Consider the following 16,910-nt stretch of genomic DNA (forward strand, 5'->3'; position numbering starts at 1 on the left):
GGCCCCCCCCCCCCCCCCGCCCCACGCCCCCGCGTTGTCCTCGGCCCCCACCCCCCCCCCCCGCCGCTTTTGGGCCCCATACACGCCCGCGGGCGCGCAAAAAACCGCGACGGGAAGGCCAAGTGACCGGACCGGCGGGACAGGTGGCGGGGCAGGTGGCGGGACAGGCGGCCGGAGGCGGGCCGGGTCGGGCAGACTGGATCGGGTGCACCTCAGGTCCTTCCGCCCCGCAGACACCGAGTCCGTCGTCGCGCTGTGGGAGTCGATCGGCCTGACGAGACCGTGGAACGATCCGCGGAAGGACATCGCGCGGAAGCGGGAGGTCCAGCCCGAGCTCTTCGTGGTCGCGACCGATGACGACGGCCGCGTCATCGGCACGGTCATGGCCGGCTACGACGGGCACCGCGGCTGGATGAACTACCTCGCCGCCGCACCCGACGTCCGAGGATCGGGGGTGGGCCGGGCGCTGGTGGCGCACGTCGAGGAGGCGCTCCTCGCCCTCGGCTGCCCGAAGGTGAACCTCCAGGTGCGGAGCTCGAACGCGCAGGTCGTCGCCTTCTACGAGCACCTCGGCTACCGCATCGACGACACCATCGATCTGGGCAAGAGGCTCATCGCCGACTGATCACCGGGTAGCGTGGACAGGTGCGCCTCGTGATCGCCCGCTGTGCCGTGGACTACTCCGGCCGCCTCAACGCCCATCTGCCCCTGGCCACGCGCCTGCTCGTGCACAAGGGTGACGGCAGTCTGCTCGTGCACTCCGACGGCGGCAGCTACAAGCCGCTGAACTGGATGAGCCCGCCCTGTCGCCTCGAGACCGAGGAGCCGGGGGAGGAGGAGGCGTCGGCCGGCGTCACCGAGGTCTGGCGCGTGACGCACCAGAAGACCGGCGACGCGCTGCGCGTGCAGATCTACGAGGTGCTGCACGACTCCGCCCACGAGCTCGGCGTTGACCCGGGCCTGCAGAAGGACGGCGTCGAGGCCGACCTGCAGCGCCTGCTGGCCGAGCAGGTGGACCTCATCGCGGAGGGCGCCACGCTCGTCCGGCGCGAGTTCCCCACCGCGATCGGCCCCGTGGACCTGATGGTGCGCGACGCGCAGGGCGCGGCGATCGCCGTCGAGGTGAAGCGCCGCGGCGACATCGACGGCGTCGAGCAGCTGACCCGCTACCTGGAGCTCCTGGGCCGCGACCCGCATCTCGCGCCGGTGCAGGGCGTCTTCGCCGCGCAGGAGATCAAGCCCCAGGCGCGCGTGCTCGCCGAGGATCGCGGCATCCGCTGCCTCGTCCTGGACTATGAGGACATGAAGGGCACCGAGTCCGGCGCCCCTCGCCTCTTCTGACCCGTCACGCCCGCCTCGCCACCCGGCGTCGAGGCTCGGCATTCGGCGCCCCGGGTCCGGCATAGGCTGGATCGCATGGCTGACTCCCCTTACTCCTGCGTGCTCTGGGACGTCGACGGCACCATCGCGGACGCGTCCGCGGGGATCCTGCCACGGCTCGCCGAGGTCTTCGCCTCCTACGGCAAGCCCGCGCCTCCCGCCGACGAGCTGTCGCTGTGGATCGGTCCGCCGATGTTCGAGTCCTTCCGGGACCGCGGCGGGATGACGACGGAGCAGGCCGAGCAGGCCGTGCTCCGCTACCGCGAGCTCGCCGCCAGGGACGGCTACGCCGCATCGGTCGCCATCTACCCCGGGATCCCCGAGGTGATGAGCGCCCTGGCCGACGCCGGGATCCCGCAGGCGACCGCGAGCTCCAAGCCGGAGAACCAGGTGATCGCGATCGTCGAGCACTACGACCTGGCGCGCTTCCTCACGGTCACCGCCGGCGCCCGTCCCGACACCGCGGGCCGTCACGACGACAAGGCGACCGTCATCCGGAGCGCGCTGGACCGCCTCATCGCCGCCGGCGTCGACGTCAGCCGCCCGGTGCTGATCGGCGACCGCCACCACGACGTCGAGGGCGCGAGCCCGTTCGGCATCCCCGTGCTCTTCGCGGACTGGGGCTTCGGCGAGCCGAGCGAGGCGGAGGGGGCCGTCGCGCACGTCGCCACGCCCACCGACCTCCTCCCGCTCCTCCTCCCCGGTTCCTGACGCACTCCTCTGGGACGACGATGGGGGTGGCTGCATGTGCAGCCACCCCCATCGTCGATCAGGCCGTCAGACGAGAGCCCGGTCGGCCATCACCCGGTCGGGTCGACTCAAAGATCAACCTTGACGAGCGTCGGGATAGAACTGCCACTGTCATCGTGATACTGGATCCACAAGTGCGTTCCGTCCGGAGACATTCCCATTCCACGGGGGAAACCCTTGCCCAGCGGGAGTGGGCGAACGCTGACCACTGTGTCGGTAGCGATGTCCACGGCGGTTAGTTGGAAACCCACTGGAGCGTTATATGAATACATAACGCTGTATAGCGTGCGCCCATCGGGCGAGATCTCAAGATGATATGAGGAAGCGAAGCTAGATGATGGGTAAGGCGTATCGAGCGTGCGCAGAACGTTGCCGGTTGCAGCATCCACAACCTTGACAAGGCCGTTTGTGCCTTCATGGGTAGGAATGTAGAGCGTCGATCCGTCGGGTGACGCTACCGCTCCTGACCTAAAGCCTGCGCCGTTTACACCGGTTGGGATGGTCTGCACGATCGTTCCGGTGGTTGGGTCTATGACGTGAGTGTTTGCACCACCGAAAGTGGTCAATCGTGTCCCATCAGGCGAAATAGAAAGTCCGCCCGTCGCGGCCGCGCCCTCGATCCTCTGGATAAGGTCACCAGTCACCGCATCAAGGATCAATACACCGTTATAGAATCCCCCGGTGAGATTGCCCGAGGAGGCCCAATAGTTCACGTAAACCCTCGTACCGTCAGGCGAGGCAACGATATCATACGGACTCGCGGAGTAGGCCGGCAGGGTGGCGCCAGGGCCGCGGAGCTTGCTGAAGATGTCCCAGTTCGCAACGACCGCACCCGTGGCCGCATTGAGAACCGTCAAGTATGCAGAGTCATTGCCATTCGAACCATTGCCCGTGACATATAGATTGCCGTTCACCGATTCCGCGACGTCATAGTCGCGCACGCTCGCGAACACCGTCCCGGCAGGACCGGAGCAGCTCGGCTTCACCGTCGCATCGGCCGTCACAGCCGGCGCCCCCGTGAGCGCCGCGTGGACGGTCACGTTCCCCGCACCCGTCACGTTCTTCACCACCACGGTCGCCGTGCCGGTCGCGACCGGCACCGTCATCGTCGTCGAGCCTTCAGCGAACGTGTAACCCGTACCGACCAGGCTCACCACCGCGGTGTCCCCGGCAGCCGGGTTCGCCAGCGTCAGCGTCAGCGAGGTCTGCGCGCCCACGGCCGCGCACCCGGACACCGGCCCGAACGTCAGCTTCTTGTCCCCCGATGCGGCATACGCCGGCACCGCCACGGCCGCCGCGATGATCGGGATCGACCACGCCGCACCCTTCACGAGGGTGCGGCGCGACACCCCGTCGCTCTCCTCGATCTCCCAGCCCAGGTTCGATGTCCCGGCAGTGTCGTCCTTCACGCTTTTCCCCATTTCGATGTGTCAACAGCCAATCCGCGCCGGCCGCCAGTGCCACCGGTCGCGCTTACCCATTGAGACAGCGCAGGCCCGACGCCATTGGCCTCCGGGGCCGATCCGGACCGGTCTTCATCGATCTGGGTTCCGTTTTCCCGCGTTAACGAAACAACGCGAATGGTGTGTCATCCCCCATGCAGGAGGCTTCGATCACCGAGCCCCGTGCACGCCTGTGTGCCCGGGGCATACACACCCGCCCCTCCTCCCCATTGCGATGACCATGACCACAACCACACCTCCCGTCCACCCGGCATCCGCGTCCCCGGCGACCCAGCTCTCGCTGTCGTCGCTGGGCTGGCACGCCCCCGAATCGAGATCGGCGCCCGGACGCTCGTCCGCCGAGCTCACCTCCAGCGCCGCCTGGACCGTCTCCCGCGCCTGGTCCACGGCCGGAGCGCTCGATGCGCGACCCCTCGACAACGGCGTGAGCCGGATCGTCGTCGGCGTCGACGGCGCGGCCTCCGTCCGCCTCGACCACCACGACGCCCTGCGGCTGGAGCCGCGGCAGCTCCTCCTGGTCGACGGGCGGACGCCGGTCTCCACGGAGAGCAACGACGTCTGGGCCCGCTACGAATGGCACCTCCGCTCGCCCGCCCTCCGGCAGAACAGGTTCGCCGCGGCCTTCTCCAGACCACTCACCCTTAAGGGGGGCGGATACGCGCTCATCGCGACGATGACCAACGTGATCAGCACCCACGGCGACCTGGGGACCTCCGGCGGCGCCGGTGCGCTGCTGGATGCGCTCTCCGGTGTCGTCATGTCCGCCGTCCTCGACGCGACCAGCGACACCACGGCGCTCTCGCCGACCCAGGCGAGACTCATCCAGGAGGCGTACGCGATCGTCGAGACGCGGTTCCCGGACAGCTCCTTCGACGTCACGGCCCTCGCCGAGGCCCTGCACGTCTCGGCGCGCTACCTCCGTCGGCTCTTCGCCATCGCCGGCACCAGCCCCCGCGCGGCGATCGAGGAGCGCCGCGTCCGGGCGGCGGAGGCGCTCCTGACCGTGACCCCCGCGCGGAGCAAGGACACCCTCGGGAACATCGCGAGGACGGCGGGATTCTCCTCCGTCCCCCGCCTGCAGGCGGCGCTGCGACGAGGGGAGCACATCGCCGACCCGGCCCGCAGTACGTAGGCCGGCAGTACATAGGCCGGCGGGGCATGACCATCTGGAACCGAGCTGCGCGACGTACCCGGTCAGCGGGCGGAGACGCAGAACTCCCCGGGGCGCAGAAGCACCCCGGGGAGTTCAGATGGTGCGCGGATGACTCCGCGCGGACCGCTCAGAGCGGTCGGATGTTCTCGGCCTGCAGGCCCTTGGGGCCCTGCGCCACATCGAACTCGACGCGCTGGTTCTCGTCGAGCGAGCGGTAGCCGGACGTCGTAATGGCGGAGTAGTGCGCGAACACGTCGGCCCCACCGTCATCGGGGGAGATGAAGCCGAAGCCCTTCTCCGCGTTGAACCACTTCACTGTGCCCTGGGTGCTCATGTACTGCCTTCTTACTGGGGGCGACGCCGATGCAGGACGCACCGACTCGCCTAACGCTACTGGAGTTCTCCGACACCGCAACCCCCGCTGAAATATGCGTGACCCAAACGTTGCCGACGGAATCCGGGCGAGACCCGGGAAGAATGGTGCGGCCCTCACCGCGGGGGGAGCGATGAGGGCCAAGACGACCGGAGGGGTGCGTCACGATTCAGCATACCTGGTTCCGGAGCGTTTGTCCCCCAAATGGTGGACAAGATCTTCAACCGGTGTCAGGATGACTCCCATCGACCCGGTCATCGACCCGGAACGGATCGCATCAACGGAGATGCGAGAGACCTCGACCCGAACGAGAGAACCGGCCCGGACAGAGCGGTCCCCTCGAGCGGCCCATTGGGGACTGGGCGACTCGAGGGGACCCTGTACGCGCCGGAACCGCTCGGGCTCTGGGGAAGCCGTACACCATTCGTTGTGGGGGACATCGGGCGGAGCGTGATCGCCGTGCGCGCGTCATCAACCCTAGGCGAGCTCCTGGACCTTGTCCATGAACCCGCAACGGGATGTCGTCACCCGGCTGCGACCGTCACCTCTCGGCGGACGGCGCCCACTCCTCCGCGAGCAGCCCGTAGTTCATCCCGTCCATCCAGCGGCCGGAACGGTGCAGGGCGGTTCCCCGGCTGTGCTCCTCGCGCCGCATGCCGATCCGCTCCATGAGCCGCCAGGAAGGCTCGTTGTCGGCGAAGCATCCGGCGTGCACGCGCCGAAGCCCGAGCCTCCCGACGCAGAGATCGACGACCGCACGGACGGCCTCGGTCGCATAGCCCCGGCCGCCGTACGCCGGATCGAGAGCCCAGCCGAGCTCCGCCTGCGAGCCGCGGGCGCCCTCGATCACCTCGGTCTGCGCCCAGCCGTCCTCGACCCGCAGCATGACGTCGCCGATCACCGTCGGGCCCTCCGGACCGCCCGCCGGACCACCCGCCGAATCGCCTGCCGATTCGTTCGCGGTGGCGGGGAGCTCGATCACGAGGATGAGGGCCGCCCGCCAGGGCTCGGACAGGTGGTCGCGGAAGGCCTCCAGCGTCTCCGGCGCCGTGCTGATCCACTCCGACACCTCGGGGAGCCGGCGGTAGCGCCACATCGACTCCGTGTCGGCGGGGGAGAGGCGGCGGATGATCAGGCGCTCGGTGCGCAGCGGCCAGTCGACGGCGTCGAGCGGATCGGTCATCGCTCCAGCGTACGACGCGACCCCACCCGTCCCTGCCCTGACCGCCCCCGTCCCAACCGTCCCTGGGCCACGGCGATGCCGAGGATCACCACGACCGCGCCCACCGGCTCGTTCCAGCTCACCCTTTCCGAGAGGACCACCACCCCCAGCAGGACGCCGACGACCGGGGTGAGATAGGTGACCGCCGCCGCGTTCGAGGCGCCCCAGGCCATGACGATGTTGGTGTTCCACACGTAGGCGAGGCCCGTGCCCACGGCGCCCAGGGCGAGGACGGCGAGGACGACAGGGACCGACAGGGTGAAGGGGCCCATCGCGATCGCCGGGGCCAGGAGCAGCATGACCGCGGCGCCGAGCCCGACCTGCACCGTGGCGACGGGGATCGCGTCGAGGCCGCGCGGCGCGACGAACCGGCGCAGGTAGACGAACGCGGTCCCGTAGCAGGCGGTGGCGGCGAGGCAGGCGAGCTGCGACCACACGTCTCCGCCGCCCAGCCCGTTCCACGGGCCGAGCACGATCAGCACTCCGCAGAAGCCCACCACGAGGCCGAGCACGGTCGCCCGCGTCGGCGGCTCCGCACGGAGCGCGATGAGCGAGACCAGGACGGTCATGAGCGGGGTGGTGGCGTTGTAGATGCTCGCCATGCCGGAGGAGATCCCCTGCTGCGCCCAGGCGAAGAGGAGGAAGGGGATGACGCACAGCAGCAGCGCCACGACCAGCAGATGCCCCCAGATCGCGATCCCGCGGGGGAGCCGGCGTCGACCGATCGCGCAGATCAGGCCCAGGGTCACGGCACCGGCCACCAGCCGGCCCAGCACGACCTGCGCGGGGGAGAGGCCGGTGAGCCCCACCGCGACGAACAGGAAGCTCGACCCCCAGGTGACGGCGAGGAGCACGAACTGGACGAGGACCGAGGACGGACGATGACGGCGCTCCGTGGCGGTGCTCCCTGCGGCGATGTCCGTCATCCGGCCCTCCTCGACGACCTGCATCCGACCCCGATGTCCGGGTCCGGCGCGACTCCATCCTCCCGCCGCGGCCTCGCCCGCTCCGGCGGTTTTCGGACATCGCATCGGCGCCCGCCCCTCCCCGCCCGGACGGCATCCTCCCAGCCTCGGGGCGCGCGGCGCGGATAGCGTCGGGGCATGCTGCAGCCCACCCGGCTCGAGGCGCGCATCGATGCGACCGCCCGGCGGATCCTCGCCAAGGCCCCCGCCTCCGGCGTCCGCGGGTTCCTGGTGGAGTGCGCGGTCTTCGTGATCAAACAGGCGTGGGCATGTGTGTTCGGCGCCCTGCTGCTCCTGGCGATCGTTCTCGTGCGCGGCCTCTACCCGGAGGGGCTCGCCCTCGCCCGCAACGACCTGCTCACGATCATCGCGGTCCTCATCCAGGTCCTGATGCTCGTGACGCGGCTGGAGAGCGGCCGCGAGCTCTGGGTCATCATGCTGTTCCATGTGACGGGCACCGTCATGGAGCTGTTCAAGACCGACATGGGGTCGTGGGTCTACGACGCGGACGGGATCCTCCGGATCGGGGCCGTCCCGCTGTTCAGCGGCTTCATGTACGCCGCCGTCGGCTCGTACATGGTGCGCGTGCACCGGCTGTTCGACCTCGGCTTCCGGCGCTATCCGCCGCTCTGGGCGACGATCGTGCTGGCCGCCCTCATCTACCTCAACTTCTTCACGCACCACTGGTTCTGGGACGCCCGCTGGGTGCTCACGGCCCTGGTCGTGCTCCTGTGGCTCCCGACCGTGATGCACGCGCGGGTCTGGCGACGGACCCTGCGGATCCCGCTGCTGCTGCCGTTCGCCGGCGTGGCGCTGTTCATCTGGTTCGCCGAGAACATCGGCACCTGGTCCGGAGCCTGGCTCTATCCGGACCAGGTCGACGGGTGGCAGCTGGTGTCGCTGTCCAAGCTCTCCAGCTGGTTCCTGCTCATGATCATCTCCGTGGTGCTCGTGACGCTCGTCTCGCCCCCGGTGTCCCCTCCGGGTGAGAGGCTGGAGCGGAAGCGGACCCTGGTCGTCGACCGCGACGCCTGAGCACCATCCGCGGTCCGCGGGAACAGGAGAAGAGAGTGGCCCAGAGAATCCTCGTCATCGGTGCGAGCGGTCTGATCGGCGGCGCGCTCGCCGACGCCCTCGACGCGGCCGGGCACACCGTCGTCCGCGCCTCCCGCTCGTCCGGGGAGAAGGTCGACGTGCTCGACCGCGCGTCCCTCGACGCCCTCTTCGAGCGCGTCGGGACCGTGGACGCCGTGGTCGCGGCCGTCGGATCCGTCCCGTTCAAGCCGCTCGCCGACCTCACCGTCGACGACTTCCGCGCGGGCCTTGCCGACAAGACGCTGGGCCAGCTCGCCATCGTCGAGGCGGGGACGCCGTTCGTGGCGGATGGCGGATCCTTCACGCTGACCACGGGGATCCTCGCGGACCGGCCGATCCCGACCGGCGCCGCGGCCTCCGTGGCGAACGGGGCCGTGAACGCCTATGTCATGGCGGCGGCGCCCTACCTCCCGCGCGGCCTCCGCATCAACGCCGTCAGCCCGAACGTCCTCCTCGAGGCGACCGGCTACCACTCCAGCTTCCCCGGCTTCACCCCGGTGCCGGCGGAGGACGTGGTGCGCGCGTACCGCGCGGTGATCGACGGCACCGCGACCGGCACCGTCGTCTCCGTCTGACACCGCCGGCCGGTCCGTCTGGCGGGAGATCCCCCGCGCGGCGGCCGAACCGTCCGTCAGCCGCCCGCCAAGCGGGGAATCTCCCGCCAGATGGGACGGGGCGGCCGCGCGGAGCGACGCGGCTCAGCCCTGCGCGTGCTCGACCGCCCAGCCGAGCGCATCGTCGGCGATCTCCTCCCAGCCGTCCTGACTCACGAGGCGATGGGTCCGGCCGGGGTACTCCTTGTACTCGACGACGGCGGAACTCCCGGTGCCGGTGTACCTCTTCAGGATGGCCCGCGCGATCGCGGGCGGCACGACATGGTCGCGGTCTCCGGCGATGAGGAGCAGCGGTGCACGGTCGGCACGGGCGAAGTCGACACGGCTCACGCCGCCCTTCTCGTTGAAGGCCGCGGCGACGCCTTCGAAGAACACCCGGTTGTAGGAGTTGACCGCGAAATCCTCCCAGAGCCGATCAGAGGTCGCTCGATCGAGGTCGTTCCCGAACGTGTAGTGGAAGTGCGCCCGAGAGAGCGGCTTCGCCCCATTGCGGCCGAAAGGGTTGGACAGGATGGGCGCTCCCGTGCGGAGGGTCGAGAAGGGCAGCGTGGTGATCCCCGCCGGCTGCCCGGGGGCGACGCCGACGTAAGCGACGCCGAGGCCGCGGTCGGCCAGCATCTGGGTGAGCAGACCACCGAAGGAGTGACCCATGATGATCGGCTTCACCGCGAGGCCGCGAATGATGCGCTCGTAGTGGTCGGCGATCTGCATGAGGCCGATGCCTTTGAGGGGGCCGGGATCGCGGCGGATGTCGGCGACGCTGCGGTCATCGATGCCGGGCCACCCCGGGACGATGACCTCGTGGCCGGCGTCGCGGAACCGCCCTGCCCAGGTGTCCCAGCTCTTGGGCGTCATCCATAGGCCGTGGATGAGGACGATCGGGGCCTTCTCGCCTGCGGCCCGAGGGGCGGTGTCCATGAGGTTCTCCTGTTCGCGAAGGGGTTCGGTTGATATGGTGACAAGGTAGACCGAACGTTCTGTCTATGTCAAGTGAACCTCAGACCGATGGCACGATGAATACGAAAGGAGCCGCCATGACAACGAGCGACACCATCGCCGCCTCCGGCCTCCCCCCGCGCGAGCGGCTGCTGGCCGCAGCCACGGCCCTCTTCTACAACGAGGGCATCCACTCGGTGGGCATCGATCGCGTCATCCAGACGGCAGGGGTCACCAGGGCCACCATGTACAAGCAGTTCCAGGGCAAGGAGGGTCTGGTCCTCGCATACCTCGAGGGCGAGGACGCCGGCATCCGCGCCCTCTTCGCCGCGGCGTCGAAGCCGGAGGCCTCACCCCGACGCCTGCTGGAGCTCGTCATCGACGGCATCGCCGACGACATCCGCCTGCGTCACACCCGGGGCTGCCCGTTCATCAACGCGGCCGCGGAGTATCCCGAGCGGGGGCCTGTGCGAGCCCTGATCTCCACCCACCGGGAGTGGTTCCGCTCCACGCTCGGAGCGCTCGCCGACGCCGCGGGCCTCGATGCCCCCGACGCGGTCGCCGCCTCGCTCGTGCTGCTGCGCGACGCCGCCATGGTCGGCGGATACCTCGACGGACGCGATCAGGTGGCGCCCGCCTTCGCCCGCACCGCCCGGGAAGTGATCGCGGCCCACGACCGCAGCGCGGGCTGACCGGGCCCGCCGACCCTGTCCGGTCGGCCGCTCCACCTGCCCCGACCTCAGGCCGCGGTCAGAAGACGCTCCAGGAGCGGGCGGCGTCCCGGAGCCGCGCGATGACCGCCGAAGTCGCGGGCGTGATGGCGGTGCCCGCGCGGATCACGAGATGCAGCGTGTTGATCGGCGGCTCCTCGGGGCGATGGAGCAGCTCGACGGAGCCGCTGAGGATCGCGGGCTCGGCGAGGTAGCGGGGAATGGCGGCGATGCCGGCGCCTGCGACGACCGCGGCGAGGATCGCACGGAGGTCCGGCACGACGAGGGCGACCGGGTTGGCGGGGCGATGCCCGAACTGGCTGCGCCAGTACCGGCGGATGATCGACAGCTCCTCGTCGTAGACGACGAGAGGGAGCGGAGCGAGGGCTTCGGCGGGGTTCGCGCGGATCCTGGCCTCATCGACCGTCCGCGCGAGGGACGGCGCTCCGACGAGCACGAACTCCTCATCGATCAGCCCCTGGGAGCGGAGCGCCGGAACCGTGGGACGGATGGACGAGACGACGAGGTCGAGAGCGCCCGCGGCGAGGTCGTCGAGGAGCGCGGGGGCGAGCCCGAGCGAGAAGTCCAGCCGGATCCCGCCCGCGGCGAGGGGCGCGAGCGCGGGGACGATCCGGCTCGCGACGACATCGCTCGCCCCGCCGATGCGCACGGTCCCGGTCACCTCCGCGGTGGGCGCCCAGGCGTCGCGCAACCGGTCGATCGGCTCGGCGACGCGGGCGGCGAGCCGCTCCCCGGCCGGGGTGAGGGACACGCCGCGCGGGGATCGGACGAGCAACGGCTCGCCGAGCTCCGCCTCCAGCCGTGCCATCCGGTCGCTGACCGCCGGCTGGCTCAGGTCGAGCTCGGCGGCGGCCGCGGTGAGGGAGCCCGCGCGGTGGACGGCGAGGAAGGTCCGGAGCAGATCGAGGTCGCGCATGCTCTCCCATCAGAATTTCTATGGCTGGAATTCAGTGTAGGGAATCCTGTCGATGACTCCGAGGTTCTCCTCCCCGTGGCCCGCGGAGGCCGCGCCCCGAGAGAAGGAGAACACGATGTCACGGGTCCTGATGGCCGTCACCGGCGCCGACACGCTCACGCTCGCCGACGGCAGCGCACACACGACCGGATTCTGGGCGGAGGAGCTGGTCGAGCTGCATCGCGCCCTCGTCGCCGCCGGTCACGACGTCGACGTGGCGACGCCCGGCGGCGTCCGTCCGCCGGTCGACCCGGGAAGCCTCGACGCGGCGGGGGATGCCGGAGTCGGGCTGCGCGACTACCTCGCCTCGATCGACGACGTGCTCGCCGCACCCCTGACGCTCGGCGACATCGCCGTCGGCTCCTACGACGCGATCGTCCTGCCCGGCGGGCACGGGCCGATGGCCGACCTCGCCACGGACGCCGACCTCGGGCGGCTGCTCATCGACGCCGTGGACCGCGACGCCGTGGTCGGCGTGCTCTGCCACGGTCCCGCCGGGCTGCTGAGCGCGGTCCGACCCGACGGCGGCTTCGCGTTCGACGGCCGCCGCCTGGCCGTCTTCACCGACGAGGAGGAGCGCATCGGCGGCCTCGGCGAGCGCACGCCCTTCTGGGTCGAGGGCCGGCTGCGCGAGCTCGGCGCGATCATCGAGACCGGGGAGCCGTGGAGCAGCACGGTCGTCGTGGACGGCCGTCTCGTGAGCGGCCAGAACCCGCAGTCGAGCGTCGCCACGGCCGAGCGCCTCGTCGCCCTGCTCGGCTGACGGCGTCCACCCACCTGTCGTCCGCCCACCTGCATGACGTTTCCCCGCCTGGCGGGAGTTCCCCCGGCGGGCCGACCGCCAAGCGGGGGAACTCCCGCCATCTGCACCCGCCCCGGGGCGGTCGGGTGGGTGGGCCGGGGCGGGCGCGGGCAGGGCGGGGGCGGATCAGTCCGGGGTGGATCCGGTGAGACCGGCCGGGGATGCGACCTCCAGGATGAGGAGGCGCGTGGTCGCCCGGGTCTGCGCGACGTAGAGGTCGCGCAGACCCGCCTCGCCGGCCGATCGGATGCCGTCGGGGTCGACGATGATCACAGTGTCGAACTCCAGGCCGCGGGCGTCGGGGGCGGCGAGGATCGTGACGTCCGTCTCGCCGATCTCCGCGCCCAGGGCGGCGGAGCGTCGCTCGGGGACGACGACGCCGATCAGCCCGTCGGGATGCGCCTCCCGGGTGCGTTCGATCAGCTCCCGGAGCACCGATGCGGTGTTCTCCGCGGTGTCCCCATCGGTGTCCTCTGCGGCGATCGTGACGACGGCGGGCTGCTCTCCGTGCCGGATGGAACGGGAGAGGCGCTGTTCCGGGGCGATGCGGGCGAGCAGATCCTCCGTCGTCTGGAGGATCTCGGCGGTGGTGCGGTAGTTGACCGTGAGCGTGTGGCGCGCGTACCGCTCGCCGACGAACGGCTCCAGCGCCTCGCGCCAGGTGCGGATGGAGGTGACGGGGCCCGCCTGGGCGAGGTCCCCCACGATGGTCATCGAACGCTGCGGGCAGCGGCGCATCAGCATCCGCCATTGCATCTCGGACAGCTGCTGCGCCTCGTCGACGACGATGTGCCCGTACGCGCTCTCGGGGAGACCGTCGATGAGCGCCCGTGCCTCATCCAGCACGGCGAGATCAGCTTCCGTCCACGCCGACAGGCCCGCCCGGCCCGGACCGGCGAGGAGGGCGAGATCCGCCTCCGGGACGTCCGGAAGGGCTTCGGCGAGCGCAGCGCGGTCCGCGAGAAGGCCACGGACGGCGTCCTCCGCGCGGAGCCGGGGCCAGACGCGATCGACGATCCGATCGATCGCCGGGTCGCCGAGGAGGTCCTCCCGGATCCGGTCCCAATCGATGTCCAGACCGCCCGCGGACGCACCCCCGCCACCCGCACCGCCATCCGCATCCGCATCCGCATTCGCATTCGCATCCGCGCCACCGGAGCCGGCGCGTCGGAGGTCCCCCGCGACCATTCGATCGAGGTCGATGCCCAGGAACGCCTCGATCTCGGCCTCGAAGTCCGAGACCTCCTTTGTCGTCTGCTGCTCCAGCTCGTTCACCAGCTCCTCGACGACGTGCTCGAGGAACAGCTCTCGGGCGCGATTGTGCCCGACGCCTCCCTGCAGGGCGTGCCGTCGCGCGGCGTCGACCAGGCCGGGATCGAGGACGACGGTCCCGTGCGCCGTCTGCAGCTCGAGCGGCACGTCGTCGGGCTGACGTGCCCGCACCCAACGGGCGAGCCCGTCGGCGAGCTGCGCGCGGCCCTTGATCCGTGCAATCGCGTCCGGCTCACCCCTTGTCGCCTCCGCACCCACCAGGTCGGGCAGCGTCGCCAGCTGCACGTCGTTCTCCCCGAGCGAGGGCAGCACGTCGGAGATGTAGGCGAGGAACCGTCTGTTCGGCCCGAACACCATGACCCCGCGCTCGGCGACCGAGGGGAACGCGTACAGCACATACGCCGCCCGGTGCAGGGCGACGATCGTCTTGCCCGTGCCCGGACCGCCGTCGACCACCATGATCCCGCGATGCGGCGACCTGACGATCTCGTCCTGCTCGCTCTGCAGGGTCGCGGCCGCCTCCCGCATCCGTCCCGTCCGCGCACCGCTCAGCGCCGCGACAAGAGGCCCGTCGCCGACGACGTCGCCGGCGATCGGATCGGTTCCGTCGAGGATCTCGTCGCTCACGTCGATGACCGTGCGGCCGTCCGTGCGCAGGTGACGGCGGCGACGCAGCCCCAAGGGCGCGGCCATCGTGGCCGCGTAGAACGGCCGTGCGGCCTCCGCCCGCCAGTCCAGGAGCAACGGCTCCCCCTCGTCCGTGCGCAGTCCGATCCGACCGACGTGCCACGACTCCCCCGCCTGCACTCCGTCGATGCGCCCGAAGCACAACGACCTCTCCCCCACACGGAGCTGACGGATACCGTCCGCCAGCCGCGAGACCTCGAAGTCCCTCGCCGAGAGCTCTTCCGGCCCCTCGACCGGCCTGGCCAACGCCCGGTCGCGCGCCGCGATCCTCGCGCTCAGATCCGCGTCGAGTCGCGCATACATCGCATCGAGGGATCGCTGCTCCTCCTCGATCTGCCCCTCGATCTGCCCGGCCTTGCTCACGCTCTCGCCCATACGCCTCGCCCTCCGCCTTCCGCCGCCGCCCGGCATTGCCCGCTTAGTCCGGCGTCTACTATGCGGTGCGGATCCGGCAAGGACAACGTTGACTTTCAGGCAGGAATTTGGCCTCTCGCACCCGCGCCGTCGCGTACCCGCACCGTCGTGCACTCCCGTCGGATGGATGCACTCCCGTCGGCCCGATTCTGCGATTCCATCCGACCTGCGTGCATCCGGCCGACGAGGATGCGCCCACCGCCCGCTCGCGGCGCCCGACAACCGCCTGCGACGCCGACAACCGACGACGGAAGTTCCACCCTGGGTTGGCATCGCATCGCCGGCGCTGCTCCGTAGCGTCGAGACGAGTCGAGTCCACGGAGCAGGTCGGAGATCATCATGGCCATTCAGGTGCAGGCGCTGAGCAAGCGATACGGGCGGAGCTGGGCGGTCCGAGACCTCACGTTCACCGTCCGGCCCGGCATCGTCACCGGCTTCCTCGGACCGAACGGGGCGGGGAAGTCGACGACCATGCGCTCGATCGTCGGCCTGGATCGCCCCACCTCCGGACAGGCGCTGATCGACGGGCGGCGGTACGCGCAGCTGCGGTCGCCGCTCCGCGAGGTGGGAACGCTGCTGGATGCGAAATCCGCGCACCGCTCCCGTCGAGCGGTCGATCATCTGCGGACGGTGGCCGCCACGCACGGGATCGGGCGCGCGCGGGTGGACGAGGTGATCGGGCTGGCGGGCCTGGAGAGCGTGGCCCGACGCAAGGCGGGGAAGTTCTCGCTCGGGATGAGCCAGCGGCTCGGCATTGCCGTCGCGCTGCTGGGAGACCCGCACACGTTGATCCTCGACGAGCCGGTGAACGGACTCGATCCCGAAGGCGTGACCTGGATGCGCACCCTGCTCGGATCGCTGGCCGCGGAGGGCCGGACGGTGTTCCTGTCCTCGCATCTCCTCGGTGAGCTGGCCCTGGTCGCCGAGCACGTCGTGGTCATCGGACGCGGCGAGCTGATCGCGGACGCCGCGATCACGACGTTGACGGATGACGCCGACCGCGTGCGAGTGCGCACCGGACAGCTCGACGAGCTGCTGCGCCTGCTCGCCCCGGACGGGGCGATCCTCGCCTCATCCGATGGCAGCACGGCGGAGATCACCGGCCTCCCGGTCGAGGATGTGGCGCGTCGTGCTGCGGAGGCCGGGATCGTCCTGCTGGAGGTCACGGCGGTGCGGCGCACGCTGGAGGAGGCGTACACGGAGCTGACGCACGACGCGGTGGAGTACCGCACCGACGACGTGGGACGGGGCGAGGCATGAGCGCCGACATCCCCACCTCCTCACCGGCCGCACCGGTCACCGGATCCTCCCCCGGGACACCCGTCACGCCGTCCGCATCGGTCACACCGGCCCGTGCCCTGCACGCCGAATGGCTGAAGTTCCGCACGCTCGCCTCGAACCCCCTCACGGCCTTCGCCTCGCTCGGGATGATCGTCGCGCTCTCCGGCGTGCTGGTCTGGGCGCGTGCCGGAGAGTCGGTCTCGACATCGCCGGTGGAACTGCTGACCGGGGTCTCCTGGGCGCAACTGCTGCTCGCGGTGCTCGCCGTCGTCTTCGTCTGCTCCGAGTGGGCGTCAGGGACGAGCCGCGTCACCTTCCTCGCGGTCCCGGCCAGGTGGCCGGTGCTGCTGGGCAAAGCCGCGGTCGTGGGCGCCGTCTCCTTCGTCGTCGGAGCCCTCGGCGCGGCCGGCGCGCTCGCCCTGGGGGCAGCCGGCGGGGTCGAGGTCAGCGCGGACACCGGGCTGGCGATCCGGCTCGTGCTCGGCGCGGGCGTGTACCTCGGCGCGCTCTCCGTGCTCTCCCTGGGCCTCGGCGCCATCGCGCGCAACCTGGTCGGCGGCATCCTCACGGTGATCGGCTTCCTCTGGGTCCTCCCGCTGGCAGTCACGCTGATCCCCTCGCCGGTGGTGCAGCGCCTGATCGCCTATCTGCCCTCGCCCGCGGGCGGACAGCTGCTCGCCGTCGAGAACCCCTCTGCGCCGCTCACCCCGTGGGCGGGCGGCGCGGTGCTGCTCATCTGGTCGTGCGCCGCCCTCGTCGGCGCCACGATCGCCGTGCGCGTCCGTGACATCTGACAACCGACAACTGACATCCGAGG

Annotated in this window: 17 protein-coding genes; 10 read left to right on the forward strand and 7 right to left on the reverse strand. The window is 70.7% G+C overall.

The features are described 5' to 3' along the window. Window positions 1-205: 205 nt before the first annotated feature. From J2Y69_RS12370 to J2Y69_RS12380, 3 genes are all read left to right on the forward strand, one after another. The gene (locus J2Y69_RS12370; protein ID WP_310021160.1) at window positions 206-625 is read left to right on the forward strand and encodes a GNAT family acetyltransferase; all 420 of its coding nucleotides are present in this window, start codon (window positions 206-208) and stop codon (window positions 623-625) included. A 20-nt stretch (window positions 626-645) separates the two neighbouring features. Beyond that, a complete protein-coding gene (gene nucS / locus J2Y69_RS12375; RefSeq protein ID WP_310021162.1) occupies window positions 646-1,341 on the forward strand; it encodes an endonuclease NucS in 696 nt (231 codons plus the stop codon). A 75-nt stretch (window positions 1,342-1,416) separates the two neighbouring features. Continuing rightward, a complete protein-coding gene (locus J2Y69_RS12380; protein WP_310021164.1) occupies window positions 1,417-2,091 on the forward strand; it encodes an HAD hydrolase-like protein in 675 nt (224 codons plus the stop codon). 107 nt (window positions 2,092-2,198) lie between these two features. Here the strand turns inward: J2Y69_RS12380 and J2Y69_RS12385 are convergent, their stop codons facing one another. Then, window positions 2,199-3,539 (reverse strand): YncE family protein, encoded by a 1,341-nt coding sequence (locus J2Y69_RS12385; RefSeq protein ID WP_310021166.1) that lies wholly within the window; start codon window positions 3,537-3,539, stop codon window positions 2,199-2,201. 274 nt (window positions 3,540-3,813) lie between these two features. Between J2Y69_RS12385 and J2Y69_RS12390 the strand changes: the two genes are divergently transcribed. Continuing rightward, window positions 3,814-4,725, forward strand: coding sequence for a helix-turn-helix domain-containing protein (locus J2Y69_RS12390; protein ID WP_310021168.1), 912 nt, complete (start codon window positions 3,814-3,816; stop codon window positions 4,723-4,725). Window positions 4,726-4,873: 148 nt separating this feature from the next. Here J2Y69_RS12390 and J2Y69_RS12395 read toward each other — a convergent pair whose 3' ends face one another. The 3 genes from J2Y69_RS12395 to J2Y69_RS12405 all read right to left on the reverse strand — a co-directional run bounded on the left by J2Y69_RS12395 (window position 4,874) and on the right by J2Y69_RS12405 (window position 7,267). Continuing rightward, window positions 4,874-5,080 carry a cold-shock protein gene (locus tag J2Y69_RS12395; protein ID WP_197219821.1) on the reverse strand — a complete coding sequence of 69 codons (207 nt, stop codon included), beginning with the start codon at window positions 5,078-5,080 and terminating at the stop codon, window positions 4,874-4,876. Window positions 5,081-5,660: 580 nt separating this feature from the next. Further along, window positions 5,661-6,302, reverse strand: coding sequence for a GNAT family N-acetyltransferase (locus J2Y69_RS12400; protein WP_310021172.1), 642 nt, complete (start codon window positions 6,300-6,302; stop codon window positions 5,661-5,663). Then, entirely contained in the window at window positions 6,299-7,267 is a 969-nt protein-coding gene (locus J2Y69_RS12405; protein ID WP_310021174.1) for a DMT family transporter, read from the reverse strand. Before J2Y69_RS12405 ends, J2Y69_RS12400 begins: the two co-directional genes overlap by 4 nt. 177 nt (window positions 7,268-7,444) lie before the next feature. Here J2Y69_RS12405 and J2Y69_RS12410 point away from each other — a divergent pair, with 177 nt between their 5' ends. Continuing rightward, on the forward strand, window positions 7,445-8,341 hold the full coding sequence (locus tag J2Y69_RS12410) for a DUF817 domain-containing protein (RefSeq protein ID WP_310021176.1): 897 nt from the start codon (window positions 7,445-7,447) through the stop codon (window positions 8,339-8,341). Between the two features lie 35 nt (window positions 8,342-8,376). Continuing rightward, complete coding sequence (locus J2Y69_RS12415; RefSeq protein ID WP_310021178.1) at window positions 8,377-8,976, forward strand: short chain dehydrogenase; 600 nt, start codon at window positions 8,377-8,379, stop codon at window positions 8,974-8,976. A 123-nt stretch (window positions 8,977-9,099) separates the two neighbouring features. On the opposite strand, the gene J2Y69_RS12420 is transcribed toward J2Y69_RS12415, so the two are convergent. Beyond that, a complete protein-coding gene (locus tag J2Y69_RS12420; RefSeq protein ID WP_310021180.1) occupies window positions 9,100-9,933 on the reverse strand; it encodes an alpha/beta hydrolase in 834 nt (277 codons plus the stop codon). Window positions 9,934-10,049: 116 nt separating this feature from the next. On the opposite strand from J2Y69_RS12420, the gene J2Y69_RS12425 reads away from it, so the two are divergent. After that, window positions 10,050-10,643 carry a TetR/AcrR family transcriptional regulator gene (locus J2Y69_RS12425; RefSeq protein WP_310021182.1) on the forward strand — a complete coding sequence of 198 codons (594 nt, stop codon included), beginning with the start codon at window positions 10,050-10,052 and terminating at the stop codon, window positions 10,641-10,643. 58 nt (window positions 10,644-10,701) lie between these two features. Here J2Y69_RS12425 and J2Y69_RS12430 read toward each other — a convergent pair whose 3' ends face one another. Then, window positions 10,702-11,598, reverse strand: coding sequence for a LysR family transcriptional regulator (locus J2Y69_RS12430; protein ID WP_310021183.1), 897 nt, complete (start codon window positions 11,596-11,598; stop codon window positions 10,702-10,704). Window positions 11,599-11,713: 115 nt separating this feature from the next. On the opposite strand from J2Y69_RS12430, the gene J2Y69_RS12435 reads away from it, so the two are divergent. Next, complete coding sequence (locus J2Y69_RS12435) at window positions 11,714-12,400, forward strand: type 1 glutamine amidotransferase domain-containing protein (protein ID WP_310021185.1); 687 nt, start codon at window positions 11,714-11,716, stop codon at window positions 12,398-12,400. A gap of 165 nt (window positions 12,401-12,565) precedes the next feature. On the opposite strand, the gene J2Y69_RS12440 is transcribed toward J2Y69_RS12435, so the two are convergent. Beyond that, window positions 12,566-14,773: a HelD family protein gene (locus tag J2Y69_RS12440; RefSeq protein ID WP_310021187.1), complete on the reverse strand. Its 2,208-nt coding sequence runs from the start codon at window positions 14,771-14,773 to the stop codon at window positions 12,566-12,568. A 378-nt stretch (window positions 14,774-15,151) separates the two neighbouring features. Here J2Y69_RS12440 and J2Y69_RS12445 point away from each other — a divergent pair, with 378 nt between their 5' ends. Beyond that, window positions 15,152-16,072 (forward strand): ATP-binding cassette domain-containing protein, encoded by a 921-nt coding sequence (locus J2Y69_RS12445; RefSeq protein WP_310021189.1) that lies wholly within the window; start codon window positions 15,152-15,154, stop codon window positions 16,070-16,072. Next, window positions 16,069-16,887 carry a hypothetical protein gene (locus J2Y69_RS12450; protein WP_310021191.1) on the forward strand — a complete coding sequence of 273 codons (819 nt, stop codon included), beginning with the start codon at window positions 16,069-16,071 and terminating at the stop codon, window positions 16,885-16,887. Before J2Y69_RS12445 ends, J2Y69_RS12450 begins: the two co-directional genes overlap by 4 nt. Window positions 16,888-16,910 lie beyond the last annotated feature (23 nt).

Origin of the sequence: Microbacterium resistens (assembly GCF_031456305.1) — a bacterium.
GTDB classification, from domain to species: Bacteria; Actinomycetota; Actinomycetes; order Actinomycetales; family Microbacteriaceae; genus Microbacterium; species Microbacterium resistens_A.

Excerpts from the sequence above, each read along its gene's own strand:
- J2Y69_RS12395 (WP_197219821.1), bottom strand. The coding sequence starts at position 5,080 with ATGAGCACCCAGGGCACAGTGAAGTGGTTCAACGCGGAGAAGGGCTTC.
- J2Y69_RS12440 (WP_310021187.1), bottom strand. The coding sequence starts at position 14,773 with ATGGGCGAGAGCGTGAGCAAGGCCGGGCAGATCGAGGGGCAGATCGAG.
- J2Y69_RS12400 (WP_310021172.1), bottom strand. The coding sequence starts at position 6,302 with ATGACCGATCCGCTCGACGCCGTCGACTGGCCGCTGCGCACCGAGCGC.
- J2Y69_RS12445 (WP_310021189.1), top strand. The coding sequence starts at position 15,152 with ATGGCCATTCAGGTGCAGGCGCTGAGCAAGCGATACGGGCGGAGCTGG.
- J2Y69_RS12410 (WP_310021176.1), top strand. The coding sequence starts at position 7,445 with ATGCTGCAGCCCACCCGGCTCGAGGCGCGCATCGATGCGACCGCCCGG.
- J2Y69_RS12380 (WP_310021164.1), top strand. The coding sequence starts at position 1,417 with ATGGCTGACTCCCCTTACTCCTGCGTGCTCTGGGACGTCGACGGCACC.
- J2Y69_RS12390 (WP_310021168.1), top strand. The coding sequence starts at position 3,814 with ATGACCACAACCACACCTCCCGTCCACCCGGCATCCGCGTCCCCGGCG.
- J2Y69_RS12430 (WP_310021183.1), bottom strand. The coding sequence starts at position 11,598 with ATGCGCGACCTCGATCTGCTCCGGACCTTCCTCGCCGTCCACCGCGCG.
- J2Y69_RS12405 (WP_310021174.1), bottom strand. The coding sequence starts at position 7,267 with ATGACGGACATCGCCGCAGGGAGCACCGCCACGGAGCGCCGTCATCGT.
- J2Y69_RS12435 (WP_310021185.1), top strand. The coding sequence starts at position 11,714 with ATGTCACGGGTCCTGATGGCCGTCACCGGCGCCGACACGCTCACGCTC.
- J2Y69_RS12425 (WP_310021182.1), top strand. The coding sequence starts at position 10,050 with ATGACAACGAGCGACACCATCGCCGCCTCCGGCCTCCCCCCGCGCGAG.
- J2Y69_RS12420 (WP_310021180.1), bottom strand. The coding sequence starts at position 9,933 with ATGGACACCGCCCCTCGGGCCGCAGGCGAGAAGGCCCCGATCGTCCTC.
- J2Y69_RS12450 (WP_310021191.1), top strand. The coding sequence starts at position 16,069 with ATGAGCGCCGACATCCCCACCTCCTCACCGGCCGCACCGGTCACCGGA.